At 39.5% G+C, this 17,586-nt stretch carries 21 protein-coding genes; 19 read left to right on the forward strand and 2 right to left on the reverse strand.

Translation table 11 applies throughout. The features are described 5' to 3' along the window. Positions 1-488: 488 nt before the first annotated feature. On the forward strand, positions 489-776 hold the full coding sequence (locus MKP07_RS09190) for a GIY-YIG nuclease family protein (RefSeq protein WP_262919221.1): 288 nt from the start codon (positions 489-491) through the stop codon (positions 774-776). 204 nt (positions 777-980) lie between these two features. Here MKP07_RS09190 and MKP07_RS09195 read toward each other — a convergent pair whose 3' ends face one another. Together MKP07_RS09195 and MKP07_RS09200 are read right to left on the reverse strand one after the other, a co-directional pair. Next, positions 981-1,352, reverse strand: coding sequence for a helix-turn-helix transcriptional regulator (locus MKP07_RS09195; RefSeq protein WP_240846940.1), 372 nt, complete (start codon positions 1,350-1,352; stop codon positions 981-983). A gap of 104 nt (positions 1,353-1,456) precedes the next feature. Then, positions 1,457-1,636, reverse strand: a complete 180-nt coding sequence (locus MKP07_RS09200) for an AraC family ligand binding domain-containing protein (RefSeq protein ID WP_240846941.1) — start codon at positions 1,634-1,636, stop codon at positions 1,457-1,459. 830 nt (positions 1,637-2,466) lie between these two features. Between MKP07_RS09200 and MKP07_RS09205 the strand changes: the two genes are divergently transcribed. From MKP07_RS09205 to MKP07_RS09275, 18 genes are all read left to right on the forward strand, one after another. After that, positions 2,467-5,565 carry a SusC/RagA family TonB-linked outer membrane protein gene (locus MKP07_RS09205; RefSeq protein WP_240846942.1) on the forward strand — a complete coding sequence of 1,033 codons (3,099 nt, stop codon included), beginning with the start codon at positions 2,467-2,469 and terminating at the stop codon, positions 5,563-5,565. A gap of 17 nt (positions 5,566-5,582) precedes the next feature. Further along, positions 5,583-7,079, forward strand: coding sequence for a RagB/SusD family nutrient uptake outer membrane protein (locus MKP07_RS09210; RefSeq protein WP_262919222.1), 1,497 nt, complete (start codon positions 5,583-5,585; stop codon positions 7,077-7,079). Continuing rightward, entirely contained in the window at positions 7,079-7,144 is a 66-nt protein-coding gene (locus MKP07_RS42320; RefSeq protein ID WP_394803642.1) for a RagB/SusD family nutrient uptake outer membrane protein, read from the forward strand. Before MKP07_RS09210 ends, MKP07_RS42320 begins: the two co-directional genes overlap by 1 nt. Positions 7,145-7,394: 250 nt before the next feature. Continuing rightward, complete coding sequence (locus MKP07_RS09215) at positions 7,395-8,210, forward strand: phytanoyl-CoA dioxygenase family protein (protein WP_240846943.1); 816 nt, start codon at positions 7,395-7,397, stop codon at positions 8,208-8,210. A gap of 54 nt (positions 8,211-8,264) precedes the next feature. Continuing rightward, entirely contained in the window at positions 8,265-9,053 is a 789-nt protein-coding gene (locus tag MKP07_RS09220; protein ID WP_240846944.1) for a sugar phosphate isomerase/epimerase, read from the forward strand. 145 nt (positions 9,054-9,198) lie between these two features. Then, the gene (locus MKP07_RS09225; protein ID WP_240846945.1) at positions 9,199-9,432 is read left to right on the forward strand and encodes a glycosyl hydrolase; all 234 of its coding nucleotides are present in this window, start codon (positions 9,199-9,201) and stop codon (positions 9,430-9,432) included. A 103-nt stretch (positions 9,433-9,535) separates the two neighbouring features. Then, complete coding sequence (locus MKP07_RS09230) at positions 9,536-9,991, forward strand: hypothetical protein (RefSeq protein WP_240846946.1); 456 nt, start codon at positions 9,536-9,538, stop codon at positions 9,989-9,991. A gap of 4 nt (positions 9,992-9,995) precedes the next feature. Next, complete coding sequence (locus MKP07_RS38105; RefSeq protein ID WP_262919667.1) at positions 9,996-10,568, forward strand: glycosyl hydrolase; 573 nt, start codon at positions 9,996-9,998, stop codon at positions 10,566-10,568. Beyond that, positions 10,565-11,896 (forward strand): glycosylhydrolase-like jelly roll fold domain-containing protein, encoded by a 1,332-nt coding sequence (locus MKP07_RS09235; protein WP_262919223.1) that lies wholly within the window; start codon positions 10,565-10,567, stop codon positions 11,894-11,896. Before MKP07_RS38105 ends, MKP07_RS09235 begins: the two co-directional genes overlap by 4 nt. 19 nt (positions 11,897-11,915) lie before the next feature. Next, positions 11,916-12,212, forward strand: a complete 297-nt coding sequence (locus tag MKP07_RS09240) for a glycoside hydrolase family protein (RefSeq protein ID WP_240846947.1) — start codon at positions 11,916-11,918, stop codon at positions 12,210-12,212. 11 nt (positions 12,213-12,223) lie between these two features. Beyond that, the gene (locus tag MKP07_RS09245) at positions 12,224-13,042 is read left to right on the forward strand and encodes a glycoside hydrolase family 28 protein (protein WP_240846948.1); all 819 of its coding nucleotides are present in this window, start codon (positions 12,224-12,226) and stop codon (positions 13,040-13,042) included. A gap of 29 nt (positions 13,043-13,071) precedes the next feature. Next, the gene (locus MKP07_RS09250; RefSeq protein ID WP_240846949.1) at positions 13,072-13,389 is read left to right on the forward strand and encodes a hypothetical protein; all 318 of its coding nucleotides are present in this window, start codon (positions 13,072-13,074) and stop codon (positions 13,387-13,389) included. Positions 13,390-13,419: 30 nt separating this feature from the next. After that, entirely contained in the window at positions 13,420-13,866 is a 447-nt protein-coding gene (locus tag MKP07_RS09255; RefSeq protein ID WP_240846950.1) for a glycoside hydrolase family protein, read from the forward strand. A 65-nt stretch (positions 13,867-13,931) separates the two neighbouring features. Then, positions 13,932-14,159, forward strand: coding sequence for a hypothetical protein (locus MKP07_RS09260; RefSeq protein WP_240846951.1), 228 nt, complete (start codon positions 13,932-13,934; stop codon positions 14,157-14,159). Positions 14,160-14,451: 292 nt separating this feature from the next. Further along, positions 14,452-15,072, forward strand: coding sequence for a glycoside hydrolase family 127 protein (locus MKP07_RS38110; RefSeq protein WP_262919224.1), 621 nt, complete (start codon positions 14,452-14,454; stop codon positions 15,070-15,072). After that, positions 15,005-16,309: a glycoside hydrolase family 127 protein gene (locus MKP07_RS09265; RefSeq protein ID WP_262919225.1), complete on the forward strand. Its 1,305-nt coding sequence runs from the start codon at positions 15,005-15,007 to the stop codon at positions 16,307-16,309. Before MKP07_RS38110 ends, MKP07_RS09265 begins: the two co-directional genes overlap by 68 nt. A 210-nt stretch (positions 16,310-16,519) precedes the next feature. Continuing rightward, on the forward strand, positions 16,520-16,741 hold the full coding sequence (locus tag MKP07_RS09270) for a hypothetical protein (RefSeq protein WP_240846952.1): 222 nt from the start codon (positions 16,520-16,522) through the stop codon (positions 16,739-16,741). Continuing rightward, entirely contained in the window at positions 16,738-17,538 is an 801-nt protein-coding gene (locus MKP07_RS09275) for a terpene synthase family protein (RefSeq protein ID WP_240846953.1), read from the forward strand. The genes MKP07_RS09270 and MKP07_RS09275 overlap by 4 nt, the downstream gene beginning before the upstream one ends. Positions 17,539-17,586 lie beyond the last annotated feature (48 nt).

The raw sequence follows: 17,586 nt of genomic DNA on the forward strand, positions 1-17,586 counted from the left end.
TGAAAATCCGAAACACTTTTCGGAGGGTGATAGAGAAGTTGCTAAATTATTACTCATAATCAGAGTGCCGATAGCTATCGGCACTGGTTCGAGCCCAGGTGGGACCACGAAATTTAAACTCCTGTAATTTGCAGGAGTTTTTATGCAAAATTCTTCGCCAATTTGAAAATCCGAAACGCTTTTCGGAGGGTGATAGAGAAGTTGCTAAATCATTACTCATAATCAGAGTGCCGATAGCTATCGGCACTGGTTCGAGCCCAGGTGGGACCACGAAATTTAAACTCCTGTAATTTGCAGGAGTTTTTTATGCAAAATTCTTCGCCAATTTGAAAATCCGAAACGCTTTTCGGAGGGTGATAGAGAAGTTGCTAAATCATTACTCATAATCAGAGTGCCGATAGCTATCGGCACAGGTTCGACATCAGGGAAGCTCCTAGCATTAATTCTTATAAATTTGTGGCAGTCTTTTATGCTAAAAACACCCCGCCATGCCAGTCTGTTATATTTTGTACAGTAAAGCTGTGGACAAATTCTATATAGGTGCTACGAGTGAAACTGCATCAGATCGTTTTAATAAACACATTCAGGGATTTTATGAGAACAAGTATACGGCGATGGCGAAAGATTGGGAGATCTATCTTGCAATTGAATGCATAACAACGAAGCAGGCTTTCGCTATTGAGCGACACATAAAACGCATGAAAAGTCGCAGGTATATCGGGAGTTTAAAATGCTACCCGGAAATGATAGAGAAGTTGCTAAATCGTTACTCATAATCAGAGTGCCGATAGCTATCGGCACTGGTTCGAGCCCAGGTGGGACCACAAAATTTAAACTCCTGTAATTTGCAGGAGTTTTTTTATGCAAAATTCTTCGCCGCTTTGAAATTTTGAAATGCTATTCGGAAATGACAAAGTAGTTATTAAATAAATGCTTACAGGCAGAGTGCCGCTCGCAATAGTCATTGAGAACTATCGCCATCAGAAGTGACGCAGCCTATACTCTTTGGGAGACATTTCGTACTTTTTTTTAAAAATTCTGGAGAAATAAAAAAGTGTTTCAAATCCGGTTTGGTAGGCGATTTCAGTTATTGAAAGATTAGAGGCCTCTAAGAGTTCTGCGGCTTTTGTTAGCCGGATCTCTAAGTGATATTGATTAGGAGAAACTCCCGTTATATATTTAAAGTCTTTTCTAAACTTGGAATAGCTTACGGCAAGCTTTTTTGAAATTTGGGTCATGCTGGTTTTTTCTCCAATTTTTTCCTGCAGCAAAAACTTAGCTTTTGATATATATTGAAAATCATCTTCCTTGTTTTCTTCTTTATAAACAGAGGCATTATATGCAATGGCCAATATCTGTAATGTTAATCCGGAAATTAACTGATGGTAACCAGGGCTGGCGCTTTTTATCGTTTTAATAAGCGCATGAAAAATAAGTAAAAGCTCCTGACTTAGTCCTACATGTATGATGGGGCTTTTTTATTAAAAAAATCAGACTTCATTAATTTACGTGGATAAAACCCGTTAAACCCAACCCAATATTCCTCCCAGCCTGTATTTTCAAAAGGCTTATACCTATGCCAAACGCCTGTATGCAGCACAAAACAATCTCCTTCGTTAATTTCTTTCGCTTCCAAATGAGCTGTTTCTAAAACCCCGCTTCCTTTTATAATAAAAACCAGATAATAATCCTTTAATACTCTTCCCCTGTTCCATGTGAAGGTGTGTGAAAGAGGGTGCTCTGATTGATTGGATATGATTGATGCTCTTTTATTGTTGAGCAGCCAACTGTAGTAATATATAACCCCACATATCTTCGGTAGAAGTTTTAGCCAGGTACTTATGAAAGTTTTGCATATTTTATACAGGTATCAAAAAATATAAAAGAACATTTTTTATTCATTGTAATATACAACAACTTATTTACTGCCTGTAATGCCTGTGTAATTGAATAGGTTCATCTCTATTTTAAAGTGCCGATGTTGTTTATCGGGGCCGGTTTTAAAAGAAGTTGTATATATATCAGTTTAATAAGAGTTTACACGCCATTCGATATGAGTTACTGCAGTATAAAGCATCTTTCAAAATATATAATAGACATGTCACTAATCCGTGAAATAGAGGCATGGTAAGAGACCTTACGTTTTAGTTTTTACTACTGCATTTAAAAAAATATCAAAAAGTGCAAATTATTTACGAAAATGTATAACCACATCCGTATTATAGTGAGGTATATTTGGTGAAGAGGTGTTACTTAGAATAAGTAAAAACGACTTGCTTTTTAATTTGTAATTTTTATTAAACGATTGTGAATTCTATGCTTAAGGTAGATGCCAGTACCGCTTTGTGCCCCCTTCTTTCCGTTTTATTACACATACTGAGCCCCGATTAGGCAGGCTATCATATGTATACGCCTAAGTAAAGGATAAAACGATTTTGAACTAAATGCTTACTAAAACTATTAACAATGAATAAATCATTACATAGACTACGCTATAAAGAACTCCTTTGTTTATTATTCCTGTTCTCACTCTGTATATTAAGTAATGCGCAAAACGAAACCAAAATAAGCGGCACCATTACATTAAGCCGCTCCGGCGATGATCTGACAGGAACCTCTATTAATATAAAAGGTAAGATTGAAGCTACTACTACCAACTCCAAAGGGGAGTTTAGTTTGAATGCTAAGTTACCCGCTACGTTAGTTATTTCGAGGGTTGGGTATAATCCACTAGAGGTACCCGTAGCAAGCACCGAGCCGATTACCATAATGCTTTCGGAAGGTAATAACAATATGAATGAAGTGGTAGTGGTTAGCTATGGAACCAAATTGGCGAAAGATATTTCAAGTGCAGTAAGCACTTTCAACTCAAGCAAAGCAAAAGATATACCGGCCACTGAGTTTGGGCAAAAGCTACAAGGGCGCGTATCCGGTGTGCAAATTAATATGGCGAATGGGCGCCCGGGGCAGGGGATTGATATGCGTATTCGCGGTGCCGCATCATTGGGTGCGGGCTATCAGCCCTTAATTGTTGTAGATGGCCAACCGCTTTCTGGTAGCAACAGCCGGTCTGGTGATATGAATGTGGTTAACCCGGACGATATTGAAACTTTTACCGTATTAAAAGATGCTGCTGCTGCTGCATTATATGGAGCAAGGGCTGCAAATGGAGTAATATTAATTACTACAAAACAGGCAAAAGTTGGCCGTACCAATGTTACACTGGATGCTTATTACGGTTGGCAACAGGTGCCTGAAAAGGGAAGAATAGGCATGATGAATGCAAATGAATTTGCAACTTATATGAAAGGCTATTATGAAGATAAGGCCACATATGAAGGATACACAGGTGGTATACCAGCTGATTATGCCGACCCCGGCAAATATGGTGAAGGCACTAACTGGTACGATGCATTATTGCAAAAAGCTTCTATGCAAAATTATTCTGTGAATCTTTCATCCGGGACAGAGAAATTATCCTCATCCTCAACAATGTCTTATTTTGACCAGGATGGTGTGTTAGCAAATACAAATTTGAAAAGATTTTCGTTTCGCTCTAATAACGAATACCGTCCAGGAGATCGGTTTAAAATTGGGTTGAACCTGGCGCCCACCTACCAATTAGAGTTAAACACGAGAGCTTTTACAGATGGCAACAGGCAGATTTTAGGGAATGCTCTTGCGGCCTCTCCCCTGCAACCCATTTATAATGGCGTGGGCTCGTACAATTCCAAAGCAAGCTCATTCGGGATGCTTAATTTAAACAACCCGGTTCAACAATTAGATCTTGCGGATGCGAATGCAAAAACATTTCGAATGTTGGGTAATGCCTATGCTGAATTTGCTATTCTAAAAAATTTAAGGTTTAAAACTACTATGAACGGAGACGTCGCTTCGTTTCAGGACGATCGGTATTTAGGCACCATGTATGGAATAGGGCTGGGCGCTACCGCCTTACCCAGGCCGGCTTCCAACTCAAGCGCTTCACACAGTTCGTATGACTATACTTTTTGGTTAAATGAAAATACATTGAATTACAATTTAAAAGCCGGGCGGCATTCTTTAGACTTATTGGCTGGTTATAGTAGCCAGAAGTGGAGCCGGGAGTTCCGGACCATTAATGGTTCCAATTTTGCAAACGATGCCATTACCTGGATATCTGGCGCGGCCGTTACCACAGGCAGCACTAATAAGGAAGCCTGGAGCATGGCCTCCTATTTTGGAAGATTAAGCTACGATTTTGCTGGGCGCTATTTACTAACTGGTACATTTAGACGCGATGGATCTTCCCGTTTTGGGCCTACGGTAAAGTATGCTGATTTCCCCTCAATTTCGGGCGGTTGGATAATTAGCGAAGAGCCTTTCTTTAAACAAAACAAAGTGATTAGCTTTCTAAAACTAAGGGCAAGCTATGGCGAAACAGGTAATTTCAACATCAATAATTATACATTTGTTACTAACGTTGCTGCAACCAACTATGTTATCGGTGGCGCACTAACTCCGGGATTTTCCTTATCTCCAACATTAGGAAATCCACAGGTTACCTGGGAAAGTTCTGCACAGGTTGATATAGGCGCTGATATCAATTTTTTTAAAGACAGAATCATTTTCTCTTACGATTATTACAACAAAAAAACCAGCGATATGCTCTACCTGGTTACACTGCCGTACCAATCGGGGTTTACCAATATGCAGATGAATGTTGCCAAATTTAAAATGTGGGGTCATGAGTTTCAGGTCAGCTCCAGAAATATGGTTGGTGCGTTTGAATGGACTACCGATTTGAATCTTTCATTATTAGATAACGAGCTTACAGAACTACCTCCCAATACACCTTTTATAGGAAACAATACAACCTATGCCGGTTTTAACAGAACTGTTTTGAATGGCAGAATCGGACAATTCTATGGTTATGTATTTGATGGGGTATACATGACTCAACAGGAATTTAATAGCCAACCCAAGCATAGCACATCAACTGTGGGTTCTGTAAGAATGAAAGATGTAGACGGCAATGGCGTTATTGATGCAAACGACCGCACCCTGATTGGTAACCCTAACCCACGCTACATTTATGGAATTGCCAACAGTTTCAGGTATAAAAATTTTGATCTGAATATTGTTTGTTACGGGCAGGGCGGCAATCAGATATTGAATGTAAACAGACAGGATATTACCAACCTGGATGGTGTAATGAATGTTTCAAAAGACGCAATAAACAGATGGAGGTCTGAGGCTAATCCTGGTAATGGATTGGTACCCAGAACGAGAACTGGTACCACAGAATTATACCGCCTCGCTAATTCATCATGGGTTGAAGATGGGGATTTCTTTACCGTAAAAAATATAGCGTTGGGTTACACTTTTAAAAGAGATTTATTAAAATATGTAAAATCTGCCAGGCTTTATGCAAGCGTGCAACAGCCCTTCGTGTTTACTAAATATAGTGGCATGAACCCAGAAGCAAATGCTACTAAGGATGATGCTGTAACCGCTTACGGTCAGGACTTAAGCACATTCCCCATTCCCCGCACATTTATGATTGGTGCCAATTTCAACTTCTAATGTCAAACTATTACACAATGAAAACATATCAATACTTATTTGGGTTAGCGTTGTCAACCATATTTATATGCTCATCCTGCAGCAAGGATTTTCTCACCTTATACCCGGAAGGAAATCTGAATGAAGGCACATTTTATAAAACCGAAGCCGATTTTCAACAGGCTGTAATTGGTGCATACGTGCCAATGAGAGATATTGCTAACAACGCTTTTTGGATGGATGAAATGCGATCGGACAATGCCACATACGACTACTATGAAAAAGACAGAGGAAGCGCAGCCCGGGAAAACATTTCAACCTTTATGGATGACGCTACTAATGGTGTAACAGTTATCCGCTACCAGGCAAACTTTACAGGAATTGCCAGAACAAACGCCATTCTCGATCATATTGAGTCAGCCTCGATATCCGACTCAATGGAAAACCAGGTTATAGGAGAAGCCAAAGCTTTGCGCGGGCATTATTATTTCGATCTTGTAAAAACTTTTGGCGGCGTTCCATTGCAATTGCACGAAATACTAAAATTGGATGATGCTTACCTGCCTCGTGCTACTGCAGATGAAGTGTATACCCAGATTATTAGCGATCTTAAGGATGCATTAAACCGCTTGCCAGCGCCCAAATTTACTGCAGCAGAAACGGGGCGGATTAATAAAGGTGTGGTTGCCACGGAACTTGCTGCCGTTTATATGCAAAAGAAGGATTATGCAAGTGCCATACCATTATTGCAAAGCGTGACTGCAATGGGCTATAACCTAATGCCGAATTTTAAAGACATTTTTAACCCAGCCAACAAAAATGCCAATGCTAATAAAGAATTAATTTTTGATGTGCAGTACCAATCCGGTACAACAGGACAGTCCAGCAGCTTTATTTATCGTTTTATTCCTAACACGCCCAACACAACATTATTTTTGGGAGTTAACTTTAACGTAAATGGTTTTGGCGGATGGGATGTTCCAACGGACAATTTAATTGCATTATTTGAAACCGGGGACACAAGGCTTGATGCTTCTGTCGGCGTGGCTGAAGGTAGCCTTAACGCTTCGCAGGATTTTATTGCATCGAAATTAGTAAGCGCTGTTGGATATGTTGCCCCCGCAGGTGTAAAAGCAAAATACTTCTGCAAGAAATTTTATTACCCACCCTATCCCAACCTAAATCAAAACACAGACCAGAACTGGACATTATATCGTTACGCCGATGTGTTGTTAATGCTGGCTGAATGTTTAAACGAAACAAACAAACCGGGTGAAGCGCTGCCTTATGTAAATCAGGTACGGACTCGCGCATTTGGAAACAATACACGTAATATTACAACATCGGATCAGGTTGGATTGCGTAATGCCATTGCACAGGAAAGAAGGGTGGAGCTTGCATTTGAAAACAAGAGATGGCATGATTTAATAAGAACCGGTCAGGCTATAACAATTATGAATGCCTATGGTATTACAGCCAAAGCAAAATTCCCTATTTATTACCCCAATCATTTAACGTTACTGAAAACAAATTAATCTATCCCATTCCGCAAAGAGAAATGGATTTAAACAAAAAGCTAATTCAAAATCCGGGGTATTAAGTATCACGAAGAAATAAAGACTTCATCGGCATCGGGTTATAGGAGTACTTATCCAATCATCTTTGGTTGCAGCTTGATCGGATATCAGTTTGCTGACACAAAATGTCTATGCACCGGAAAATGCTGGACACGAAACCAAGGGTTGGAAAATCTGAACGATACAATGGAAGACTGTTACGTATGGTTCTAACCGCATCTCAGGCTGCGATGCCTGGGTTTACTTACTAATTATTGACAAAAATTTATATACATGAAAAGCGAATTGACACAAGAGCAGATAAATTATTATAACGAAAACGGGTTTTTAATAGTAGAGGATTTTCTTTCTCCAACCGAGCTGGAAGAATGGAGAACCGCAGTAACTGAAGCCATCGCCGATCGGAATGGGATAAAGATCCCGGGTCAGAATATAAAAGTAGGAATGGATGATGGCATTAATGAAGACGCAGAATATTTTTCGAAAGTGTTTGACCAATTATTAAACCTTTGGCAAACAAGCGACAAAGTAAAAGAAATAATGCTGGATGCCCGTATCGGAAAAATGGTTGCAGAACTCGCAGGTGTAGACGGGGTACGTATCTGGCACGATCAGGCATTGTTTAAAAAGCCCTGGGCCAACCCAACGTCGTGGCATTTAGACACCCCTTTTTGGTCTTTTTCGGATAGAAGGGCTTTATCTATTTGGGTGGCATTAGACGATGCGACACTTGAAAATGGCTGTCTCTATTTTATACCAGGAGCTTTTAAAAAAACCACGTTTGAAAATAAAGGAATCGGTAAAAACATGGATTCCATTTTTGATGTCTATCCTGAATTTCGGGTGGTGAATTCAGTAGCAGCAAACATGAAAGCAGGCAGTTGCTCTTTTCATAACGGGCTTACCATACACGGTGCGGGAGCTAATATGACAAGTGGATACCGGCGAGCAATGACCTGTGCTTATATGCCGGATGGCAATGTGTTTAACGGGCAGGCGAATATTTTACCCGAAGATTATTTGAAGACTTTACAAGTTGGCGACGTGCTGGATAATGATTTACAAAATCCTTTGATTTACCGTAAATAATTATTGAATTGAAAATTAAATTTTTTGCCCGAGGTGGGGAAGCGAGCATATTGAATGGAAAACATTTTTAACAGATGTAAAAAAGCTGGCTACTCAGGTATTGAATGGTTCCCGTTTGCAGAAGCTTTTGATAAAAATGAAGTGTTTGGCCTGCTGGCAGATTTACAATTGGAACATGCATTTGTAATGACGGTTACAAAACCTTTTTCTGATGCGAAAGAATACTGTGCATTGTTGAAGGAGGATTTGGAGCAATTGATTGGGCTTTGCCCGGTGAACCGGTTGCCATTATTTATTTCTGCGCAAACCGGGCGGGAATATTTTTCCGAGCCGGAAATTTTTACAGCACTTTCTGTTTGTGATGGTATAGAACAACAATATGGAATTCCTATTTATCAGGAAACACACAGAAACAAATGGTCGTATGTAGCACATAATGTTTATCGGGCGCTGCAACAAAAAGAGGATCTGAAAATAGCCTTGGATGTATCGCACTGGTTTTGTGTTTCTGAAAGTTATTTGAACAACCAGCAACTGGAGCTGGCAAAAGCAATTCAGCATACACACCACATTCATGCAAGAGTTGGGCATACTCAGGGCCCCCAGGTTTTTGATCCCGCATTTCCGGAATACGCAGAGGCATTAAACGCCCATGTTAATATTTGGGATGAATGGATGAATGTACGAAAACTAAAGGGCTATGCAGCATGCACGATAACCCCCGAGTTTGGACCACCGCCTTATTTGACCATCGGCAACAGGGCTATTGATGCGCAAAAAGAACAGTGGCGCTTAAACTTATGGATAAAACAATTTTTACAAAACCGTTTTAACCAGGTATAAAAATGAGAAGAAAGAGTTTTTTAAAAAATGTTCAATACTAACAGCAGGAGGATTACTATATAACCAAATTTCCTGGGCACTTGAAAATAAACAGGTAGAAGCCCTGTCAATAGACCAGTTATACCAGTTGTTCAAATCGCCGGATATGGTTTACCGTCCCTTTGTCAGATGGTGGTGGAATGGTGATAAAGTTGAAAAAGATGAATTGTTACGGGAGCTCAAATTGCTCAAGGACGCGGGCATTGGTGGTGTAGAAATTAATCCTATAAAATTTCCGCAGCGCACCGATGATATGGGTATAAAATCGTTGATGTGGCTAAGTAAAGAGTGGACTGATGCATTGGATTACACGCTCACCGAAGCAAAAAAATGGGCATGACCTGTGATTTGATTGTTGGCTCCGGGTGGCCTTTTGGTGCGGAGTATTTGCAAGGAGAGGAGCGGGCCGATATCATGACGATTGCTGTAAAAAAGTATCAGGGTTGATGGAATTTGAAGCGCCGATATTCGACTTTCTTAAGGAAGCCGATCCCGCAGTAACAAGCCCCTATCCGCATAGAGAATCGGAGGTGATAAAAGTGTTTATGGTTCCTGATCCAATGAGTGATTTGAATGAGACAATAGATTTATCAGATCAAATTGCTTCGGGGTTTATTAAAGTAAACATACCAAAGGGCAATTATGCAATATATGCATTGGTAAAAACGAAGGCTTTTTTACAGGTAATTAATGGTGCACCCGGCGCTAACGGTCAGGTATTAAACCATTTTAATAAAGCTGCGGTTGAAAAGTATTTGAACCACATGTCTGATACTATTGGAAAACAAATAGGTTCTTTAAAAGGCAGGGTGAGATCTTTTTTGTTGACAGTTTGGAGTTGGAAGGGGCTAACTGGACAGCAGACATGGCTGACGAATTTAAAAAAGAAGGGGGTATGATTTGATGCCTTACCTCCCGTTGATTATGTGGCGGATTGGTGGAATGGGTAATGTGTATGATTATAATTATGGAACAAAATTTACAGATAAATTCCAGGAAACAATTGAAAGGGTAAGATGTGATTTTGACAGGACAAAAGTAGAATTACTTAGAGAGCGGTTCCTGTTGCCTTTTCAGAATTGGTGTACCAAGAATGGTGTATTATCGAGGGCGCAGGCTTATGGCAGAGGCTATCATCCTTTAGAGTCTAGTTTGGTGGTTGATATTCCCGAAGGCGAAACATGGATCAAGTACGGTGTTGGTGAAGAAATTTCTGAGACCGATTATCGTATTGGACGAGCTTATACCCAGGCCAATAAATTCGTTTCTTCCGGGGCACATCTTTCGGGTAAAAGGCTGATTAGTTGCGAAGAATGTACCAATACGGACATGGTGTTTAATGCAACATTGCAAATGATAAAACTGGCGTCAGATCAAAGCTTTATTACAGGCATTACACATTCGGTATATCACGGGTTTAATTATTCCCTAAAAATGCGCCATTTCCGGGGTGGATACGGTATGGGAACTATATGAGTGAGCATAATACCTATTGGCCTTTTTTTAAATTATTAAACGATTATAAAGCCCGGGTATCAGCACTGTTGCAACATGCTGATATGCATGCCGATATTGCCATACTACCTCCCTTGTATGACAGTTGGGGTAAATACGGGGCGCCTAACGAGCCTTTTCCATCTTTAACATACCCCGATAACCTTTCGCTTATATGGGAGGCAGTGCAATGGAATGGAAATGGAAGCGATTACGTATCTGATAATATTATTAACAAGTCTGAAATAAGCAATGGATTTCTAAAATATGGTGACAGAAAATATCATACACTTATCCTTGTAAAAGTAGAAAGCCTGGAGCCTGAAACGGCTAAAAAAATTGCGGACTTTGTTAATAGTGGCGGCAAAATAGTTTGCGTAGATTATCTCCCCAATAAATCAATAGGTCTGACAAATGCAGCTGAAAAATCGAAGCAGGTGAAGCAGGTATTTGATGAGCTACTGACCCAAAAGAAGCGGTGTATTGTAAGAGAATCGCCCAAAACTAATTACGCATTATGGTACAGGGAAATTCAACAGGAGTTGGGTATTGAGCCTTATGTCACTATTGAAAATGGAAATCCTTTTATACAACAGGTAAGATACTCAACCGCTGATTGTGAAATACTATTAATCCTTAATTCAAATTATAATAAAGCCTTTGATGTTACAATAAAAGCGGCCGACAATATCTTAAAAAATAAGGACTGCTATTATTGGGATGCGGTGTCGGGCAATATGTACACGCTGGATGCTAATCAAGGTATTGCACTTGCGCTGTACCCGGCAGATATGAGGGTAATCATTTTTTCAAAGAAAAAATATAAGAACGTCCAACCTTATACAGAAGTAAGAGAAATAAACGATGGAGATACTCAGGTCAATAGCTCTTGGGCGGTGTCGTTTAATCATATAGACGGAACAAAAAACACAACTGTTTTTAATAAATTGATAGACCTTAAAGAAACAGCTGAATACAGAGATTTTGCCGGCACGGTTGTTTATAAAAATAAGCTTACAGTTACTGATAAGAAAGTTTCACACATCGACCTGGGAAATGTGCAGGGCATTTCACAACTTTTTCTGAATGGCAAAGATCTCGGCACGCGTTGGTATGGCAGGCATTTATACAATGTATTGTCCTATTTGAAGCAAGGAGAAAATGATATTGAAATAAAGGTGACAACAACAATGGGCAACTATATGAAATCTTTATCCGATAACCCGGTTGCCCAGTATTGGACCAATGGCAAACGTAAGCCACAACCGGTATGGTCGTTGGGTTTAATCGGACCTGTAACACTATTCTAAAAAAATCAACGAAACTAAAATGAAGAAATTATACGTTTTTTTATTGATATTGTTTTATAGCAAAAGCATGCTGGCAAAAGACTTTGATGTTTTAAGCTTTGGCGCAAAAAGCGATGGTATAACACTCAACACATCCGTCATCCAGGGCGCGATAGATTATATTACTGAAAATGGCGGAGGACGCCTGGTGTTTGAGCCGGGAAGCTACGTTACAGGAACCTTTTATTTGAAATCAAATGTAGTGCTGCATCTAAAAAAGGGTGCTGAAATAACAGGGTCTACCAATCCCTTTGACTACGAAAAAATAAATATATAGGATGGACATCGATGATTTTTGCTGTTAAGCAGGACAATATCGGGATTACCGGAGAAGGCACTATTAATGGCAGAGGCTTTCTTACTGCCAATAATATGGTAACCTACATCCATAAAAAATTGGTAGTAGATCCGTTGAAGCTGGATCGTCCAAATGAAACAAACAGACCGCAAAATATTTATTTCCGGGAGTGTAATAATGTTACGATTACCGGTATTTTTCTTAAAGATCCCGCGAGTTGGAATCAAACCTATGATCAGTGCAAGAATCTTTATGTGGATGGTATTACGGTTGATAGTAAAGCCTATTGGAATAATGATGGAATTGATGTAGTTGATTGCGATGGTGTGGTTATAAAAAATTCATACTTCGATGCAGCGGACGATGTGATCTGTTTCAAATCTCATGATGCAACTAAAATTTGCCAGAATGTAGTGGTAGATAATTGCACGGGAAGATCAAGCGCCAATGGTTTAAAATTTGGGACAGTATCCCGGGGTGGTTTCCGCAACTTTAAGGTTACCAACCTTAAAATAATTGATACCTATCGATCAGCTATAACATTTGCAGCTGTTGATGGGGGAATTATTGAAAATATATTAGTGGATGGGGTTAAATCAATAAATACCGGCAATGTTATCTTTTTGCGTATCGGGGACAGGTGGAGCAAGGGCAATAAGCCATCGATGAATAACGTTGTTATAAAAAATGTATATGCCGAAGTACCGTTATCAAAACCCGATTCGGGATATAGTTATGAAGGGCCTATTGAAGATCTTCCCGGAATATTTCACCGTCGAGTATTGTTGGGTTACCGCAGTATAAGATAACTAATGTAACATTAAGCAATATAGAGATTGTGTATCCCGGTGGTGGAAACCCCAATTATGCTAAAGTAGGTACATCCAAACAAGAGCTGGAAAGTATTCCCGAGATGCCCGCGGCTTATCCTGAGTTTTCACAGTTTAAAGAGCTGCCGGCATGGGGTTTTTATGTAAGACATGCAGAAGGAATTGTGTTTGATAATATTGTTTTTAGAGCCAAAGAAAAAGATTACAGGCCAGCCATTGTGTTTGATGATACAAAAGATATTCAATTGAAAAATGTTGAAGTAAAAGAGCCTGATAGTAAGGGCAAAAAAGAAATTATTTTACATAATTCTACAAAACGTAACTAATTAAAATTTTAATTTCTTAAGCCAAACAATATGAAAAGAAAATTGACCATATTAATTATCTGGATATTAGCCTATGCCAATGTGAATGCTAAAGAATATAATGCCTCTCTATTCGGTGTGCTGTCTGATGGAGTTACAAACAACACGGCGTCGATACAAAAAGCAATTGATTATATAAATGAGCAGGGTGGCGGTACACTTGTGTTTTACGTGGGCAGATATATTACAGGAACCGTCCATCTTAAATCTAATGTGTATATAAAGTTACAGGAAGGCGCCATACTCGTTGGCGCTGCATCTCCTTATGAGTATAAAAGTCAGGCAACCATACAAGGGTTGGTAATAGCCGAGGGGCAGCAGAATATCGGCATTTCCGGCAAAGGAGTAATAGAGGGGAACAGTACTAATTTTTTAAAAGCCTTAAAAAAATTAATGGATGCTGGCTACATTAAAAAGAATTGCGCCAAAGCCTTTTAGCGTTTAATAATTGCTCAAACGTACAGATAGATTCGATCAACGTATGGGATGGTGCATATGAAGCTTTGAGTTTTACAGCATGCAAAAAGGTAGGTATAACATTAATTAGCGTTGAGGGAAAAAATATTCCTTCCTCATCAGGCATAGTCGTAAAAAACTGCGAGGATATAGCCATAAACAATACATTTATAAAAGTAGTCAACCAGCCTCTTGTAAGTATTGATAACCAAAAGCTCGATATTCAAAATTCAAAAACCAATACCGGAGCCTCATTAAAGGACGATCTAAAATAATTTTCGGATAGTCCTTCTTATCAAATTATTTTTTATGTGCTGGTGAGGCAAAGATGCTAACAAAGTGGTAGTCGTTGCCTGTATTCGCGAATCGGCAAATTTTGCAGCCACAAATAGTTGCTTTGTTGTTTTAAAGGTTCACTCGTGGTAGCGGCGGCAGAAGAGGATTGTCGTTGATTGTTACTGCTATGTTTGCGGGTAAGGCCGCAAGCTGGTGAATGAATCTAAGCCGCCGTGGCAATTCAGCAAATGTCATTTTTAATTAATCAGATCACCAATAAAACCGTCATACATGAAACTTAAATACCTGATTACAGGTCTTCTAATTTGCTTTGCCATTATTATTAATACGGATGTTGGCGCAAGTGTTGCGCCGCGGCAAAAAGTACAGTATCTTATTCCTGATGTATTTCCTTTACAATTTTCTCAGCAAAATACTTTATCCGGTTACTTGGGCAGCAGGTATTTTCAAAACGTAAATAACCGGCTGCTTAAAATTGATGAGCAGGGGTTGCTTGATGGATTTTTAAACAGGCCTGGTAAGCAACGATGGGTTGGCGAACATGTTGGGAAATATTTGGAAAGCGCGGCAAACACCTGGACTAATACCCAAAACATCCCACTTAAAGTTCAAATGGACAGGGTGTTTAATACACTAATAAGCACACAAAAACCGGATGGCTATTTGGGTACCTATCTCCCCGAAAATTATTGGACTTCCTGGGATGTGTGGGTTCATAAATACGATATATATGGATTACTGGCCTATTACAAGGTTACGGGAGATCAAAGAGCCATAGATGCTGCTATAAAGATCGGGGATTTGCTTTGCAATACTTTTGGCGATGAGCAAGGGAAAAAATATTTTGAAAGCAGGATCTCATACAGGCATGGCAGCTACCTCAGTTCTTGATCCGATGCTCGATTTGTATATGTGGACCGGAGATAAAAAGTATTTCGAGTTTTGTAAATACATTATTCGCTCTTACGATTTTGCAGGAGGCCCGGCAATTGTTCAGACTCTTTTGAAAGACAAACAGGTTAATAAAGTTGGTAACGCAAAAGCTTATGAAATGCTTTCAAATATTTTAGGATTAGTTAAGATGTATCGCTTAACCGGAGACGAAAGCTTATTGTCCGTTTCCAATAATGCTTTTGATGATATTACATCAAAGCGATTATACATTACCGGCGCCAGTAGCGATCATGAACACTTTGTAGCCGATAATATTTTAAAAGCCGATACGTCAGCGCACATGGGCGAAGGATGTGTTACTACTACCTGGCTGCAATTTAACATGCAAATGTTTTCAATAACCGGTAACCTTAAGTTCTATAATGAAATTGAAAAAAGTGTTTACAACCACCTTTTAGGTGCCGAAAACCCTCAAACAGGTTGCGTTAGTTATTACACGCCATTAATGGGCGCAAAGCCTTACCGGTGCAATATCACCTGTTGTTTAAGCAGCATCCCGCGTGGTATTTCTTTAATCCCTCTAATTAACTACGGCCGGGTCAATAACATACCAACAATTCTTATGTACGAGGCGGCAAATATTAAGGACAGTATTGATGCAGGAAAGGAAAAGCTAAGTATTGGGTTGGATATTAAAAGTGAATTTCCGGGAAATGGTAAAGCCACTATTTTAGTAACGCTTCCCAAAAAAGCAAAAGCAACGTTTCAGTTACGCGTGCCGGTTTGGGCTACCCGATTTACAGCAATCATAAATGGCAAAACTTATACGGGTCAATCCAATCAAATTATTAAGATTGAAAGGTATTGGAACAATAAAGATGAAATTTCAGTTTCATTCAATATGCCTGTTTCTACTATTGATGGCGGTAAAAGCTATCCGGGATATTTTGCGATACGAAGAGGGCCGCAAATTTTGTCTGTAGATCGATCAATAAACAGGAATTCAAATTTATTTGATGATATTGTTTACCCAACGGCAGGCAAATACAAGCTGCTTGAAACCAACAGCAAACTACCAGCGGGCTGGGCAGGTGGACAGTGTTATACCATGCAATTACTTTCAAACAGAGATAAACCGAAAGAATTGGTATTGGTTCCTTATGCTGATGCCAGCCAAACCGGCGCAGAAGCATTTGTATGGATAAAAACCAATAAAAGCAGCACTGATAGGTAAAAAGTATATTAGAATTATAATGGGACCGCCCGTTTATTGAAGGTTGAACTCCTGTATATTTACAGGATTTTTTTTTATGTAAAACGCAATGTTACACCGGCCTTTATGTTTCGTACGCAACGTTGTCAATAGCTTTTATGGCCGGGAAGGTAAATTTCGATAATTATTGAAATTATTTTTAACTTTATCGGAACCCTCAAATCAACGACCATGACTACATCTATGACGGATGAGCAATTCTATGCTGACTTGCGCCAGTTACCCAAGCCCAGTTATCCTTTTGCCGACTACATCCATCCCGATTTTAAACAATTACGGCAAAAATATTATGACTGGATCGATACCGAGTATATAATACATAGTAAAGATGCACGTGAAAAACATAAAAAACATCATTTATCTGATATTGCAGCACGGGGCTGTCCTTTTTGAAATCAATAGACGAGTTACTTCCCCTCGCCAATTATACAGCCAATGGTGCAATGATGGATGATTACTTTGACCGATGCTCGCGTGACAAAATGCAGCACGTAACGAATAGCATTCATGCCTTGTTAACGGGAGATGACCCCAGGGAACCTGCAGAAAATGGCATTTTACATTTATTCTGGGAGCTCAGGCAGGATGCCCTTAGGTTTGACTTTCCTGAACATATCTACAAGAGGTTTGTTAATTCAATCCGGGCCACATTTAAAGGATTTGCTGAAGAGAGAATCTATTACCGGACCAATTCGATTGCGCCACTTCCGGTTTACCTGCTTAACAGAGAGGCTACCAGCGGAGTGCTACCCTACTGTGACTATCTGCTGCTGCAAAAAGAATACCGTCAGCTGCCGGATGAAATTATTGATCATCCTCATATTAAGCGTGTCCAAACTATTTGTTGCCTCATGATAGGGATCCATAATGATATCGTCTCCTTACCAAAAGAGCTTCATCGGGAAGGGGATACAATGAATCTTGTAAAAGTATTACAGCAGGAATATCAAATACCGGTTCAGGAAGCTTATATGAAAGCGCTTGAACTGCACGATAATTATTTAAAAGAATTTTTGTTGTTACAAGACTATTTGCCGCCATTTGATCACTGGCAAAATATGGTTTATGATTATATCCGGGATCTTGGAGTAATGGTATCCGGAGTATATGCATGGCATATCAATGACACTTCCCGCTATGTTAATGGTGGCTATGTAGAAGGAGAATACGTAAGTGGAAATAAATTATAAAAATCAAAATGCAAGGCAACGCTGGACTTTTTAAAGCCATTCATCAAA

The sequence above is a fragment of the Paraniabella hibiscisoli genome (assembly GCF_022512515.1).
Taxonomy (GTDB): domain Bacteria; phylum Bacteroidota; class Bacteroidia; order Chitinophagales; family Chitinophagaceae; genus Niabella; species Niabella hibiscisoli.

Coding starts and splice junctions, on each gene's coding strand:
- MKP07_RS09215 (WP_240846943.1), top strand. CDS start 7,395: ATGAAAAGCGAATTGACACAAGAGCAGATAAATTATTATAACGAAAAC.
- MKP07_RS09245 (WP_240846948.1), top strand. CDS start 12,224: ATGATTTTTGCTGTTAAGCAGGACAATATCGGGATTACCGGAGAAGGC.
- MKP07_RS09270 (WP_240846952.1), top strand. CDS start 16,520: ATGACTACATCTATGACGGATGAGCAATTCTATGCTGACTTGCGCCAG.
- MKP07_RS09225 (WP_240846945.1), top strand. CDS start 9,199: ATGGTTTACCGTCCCTTTGTCAGATGGTGGTGGAATGGTGATAAAGTT.
- MKP07_RS38110 (WP_262919224.1), top strand. CDS start 14,452: ATGAAACTTAAATACCTGATTACAGGTCTTCTAATTTGCTTTGCCATT.
- MKP07_RS09240 (WP_240846947.1), top strand. CDS start 11,916: ATGAAGAAATTATACGTTTTTTTATTGATATTGTTTTATAGCAAAAGC.
- MKP07_RS09210 (WP_262919222.1), top strand. CDS start 5,583: ATGAAAACATATCAATACTTATTTGGGTTAGCGTTGTCAACCATATTT.
- MKP07_RS09220 (WP_240846944.1), top strand. CDS start 8,265: ATGGAAAACATTTTTAACAGATGTAAAAAAGCTGGCTACTCAGGTATT.
- MKP07_RS38105 (WP_262919667.1), top strand. CDS start 9,996: ATGCCTTACCTCCCGTTGATTATGTGGCGGATTGGTGGAATGGGTAAT.
- MKP07_RS09255 (WP_240846950.1), top strand. CDS start 13,420: ATGAAAAGAAAATTGACCATATTAATTATCTGGATATTAGCCTATGCC.
- MKP07_RS09235 (WP_262919223.1), top strand. CDS start 10,565: ATGAGTGAGCATAATACCTATTGGCCTTTTTTTAAATTATTAAACGAT.
- MKP07_RS09265 (WP_262919225.1), top strand. CDS start 15,005: ATGAGCAAGGGAAAAAATATTTTGAAAGCAGGATCTCATACAGGCATG.
- MKP07_RS09190 (WP_262919221.1), top strand. CDS start 489: ATGCCAGTCTGTTATATTTTGTACAGTAAAGCTGTGGACAAATTCTAT.
- MKP07_RS09205 (WP_240846942.1), top strand. CDS start 2,467: ATGAATAAATCATTACATAGACTACGCTATAAAGAACTCCTTTGTTTA.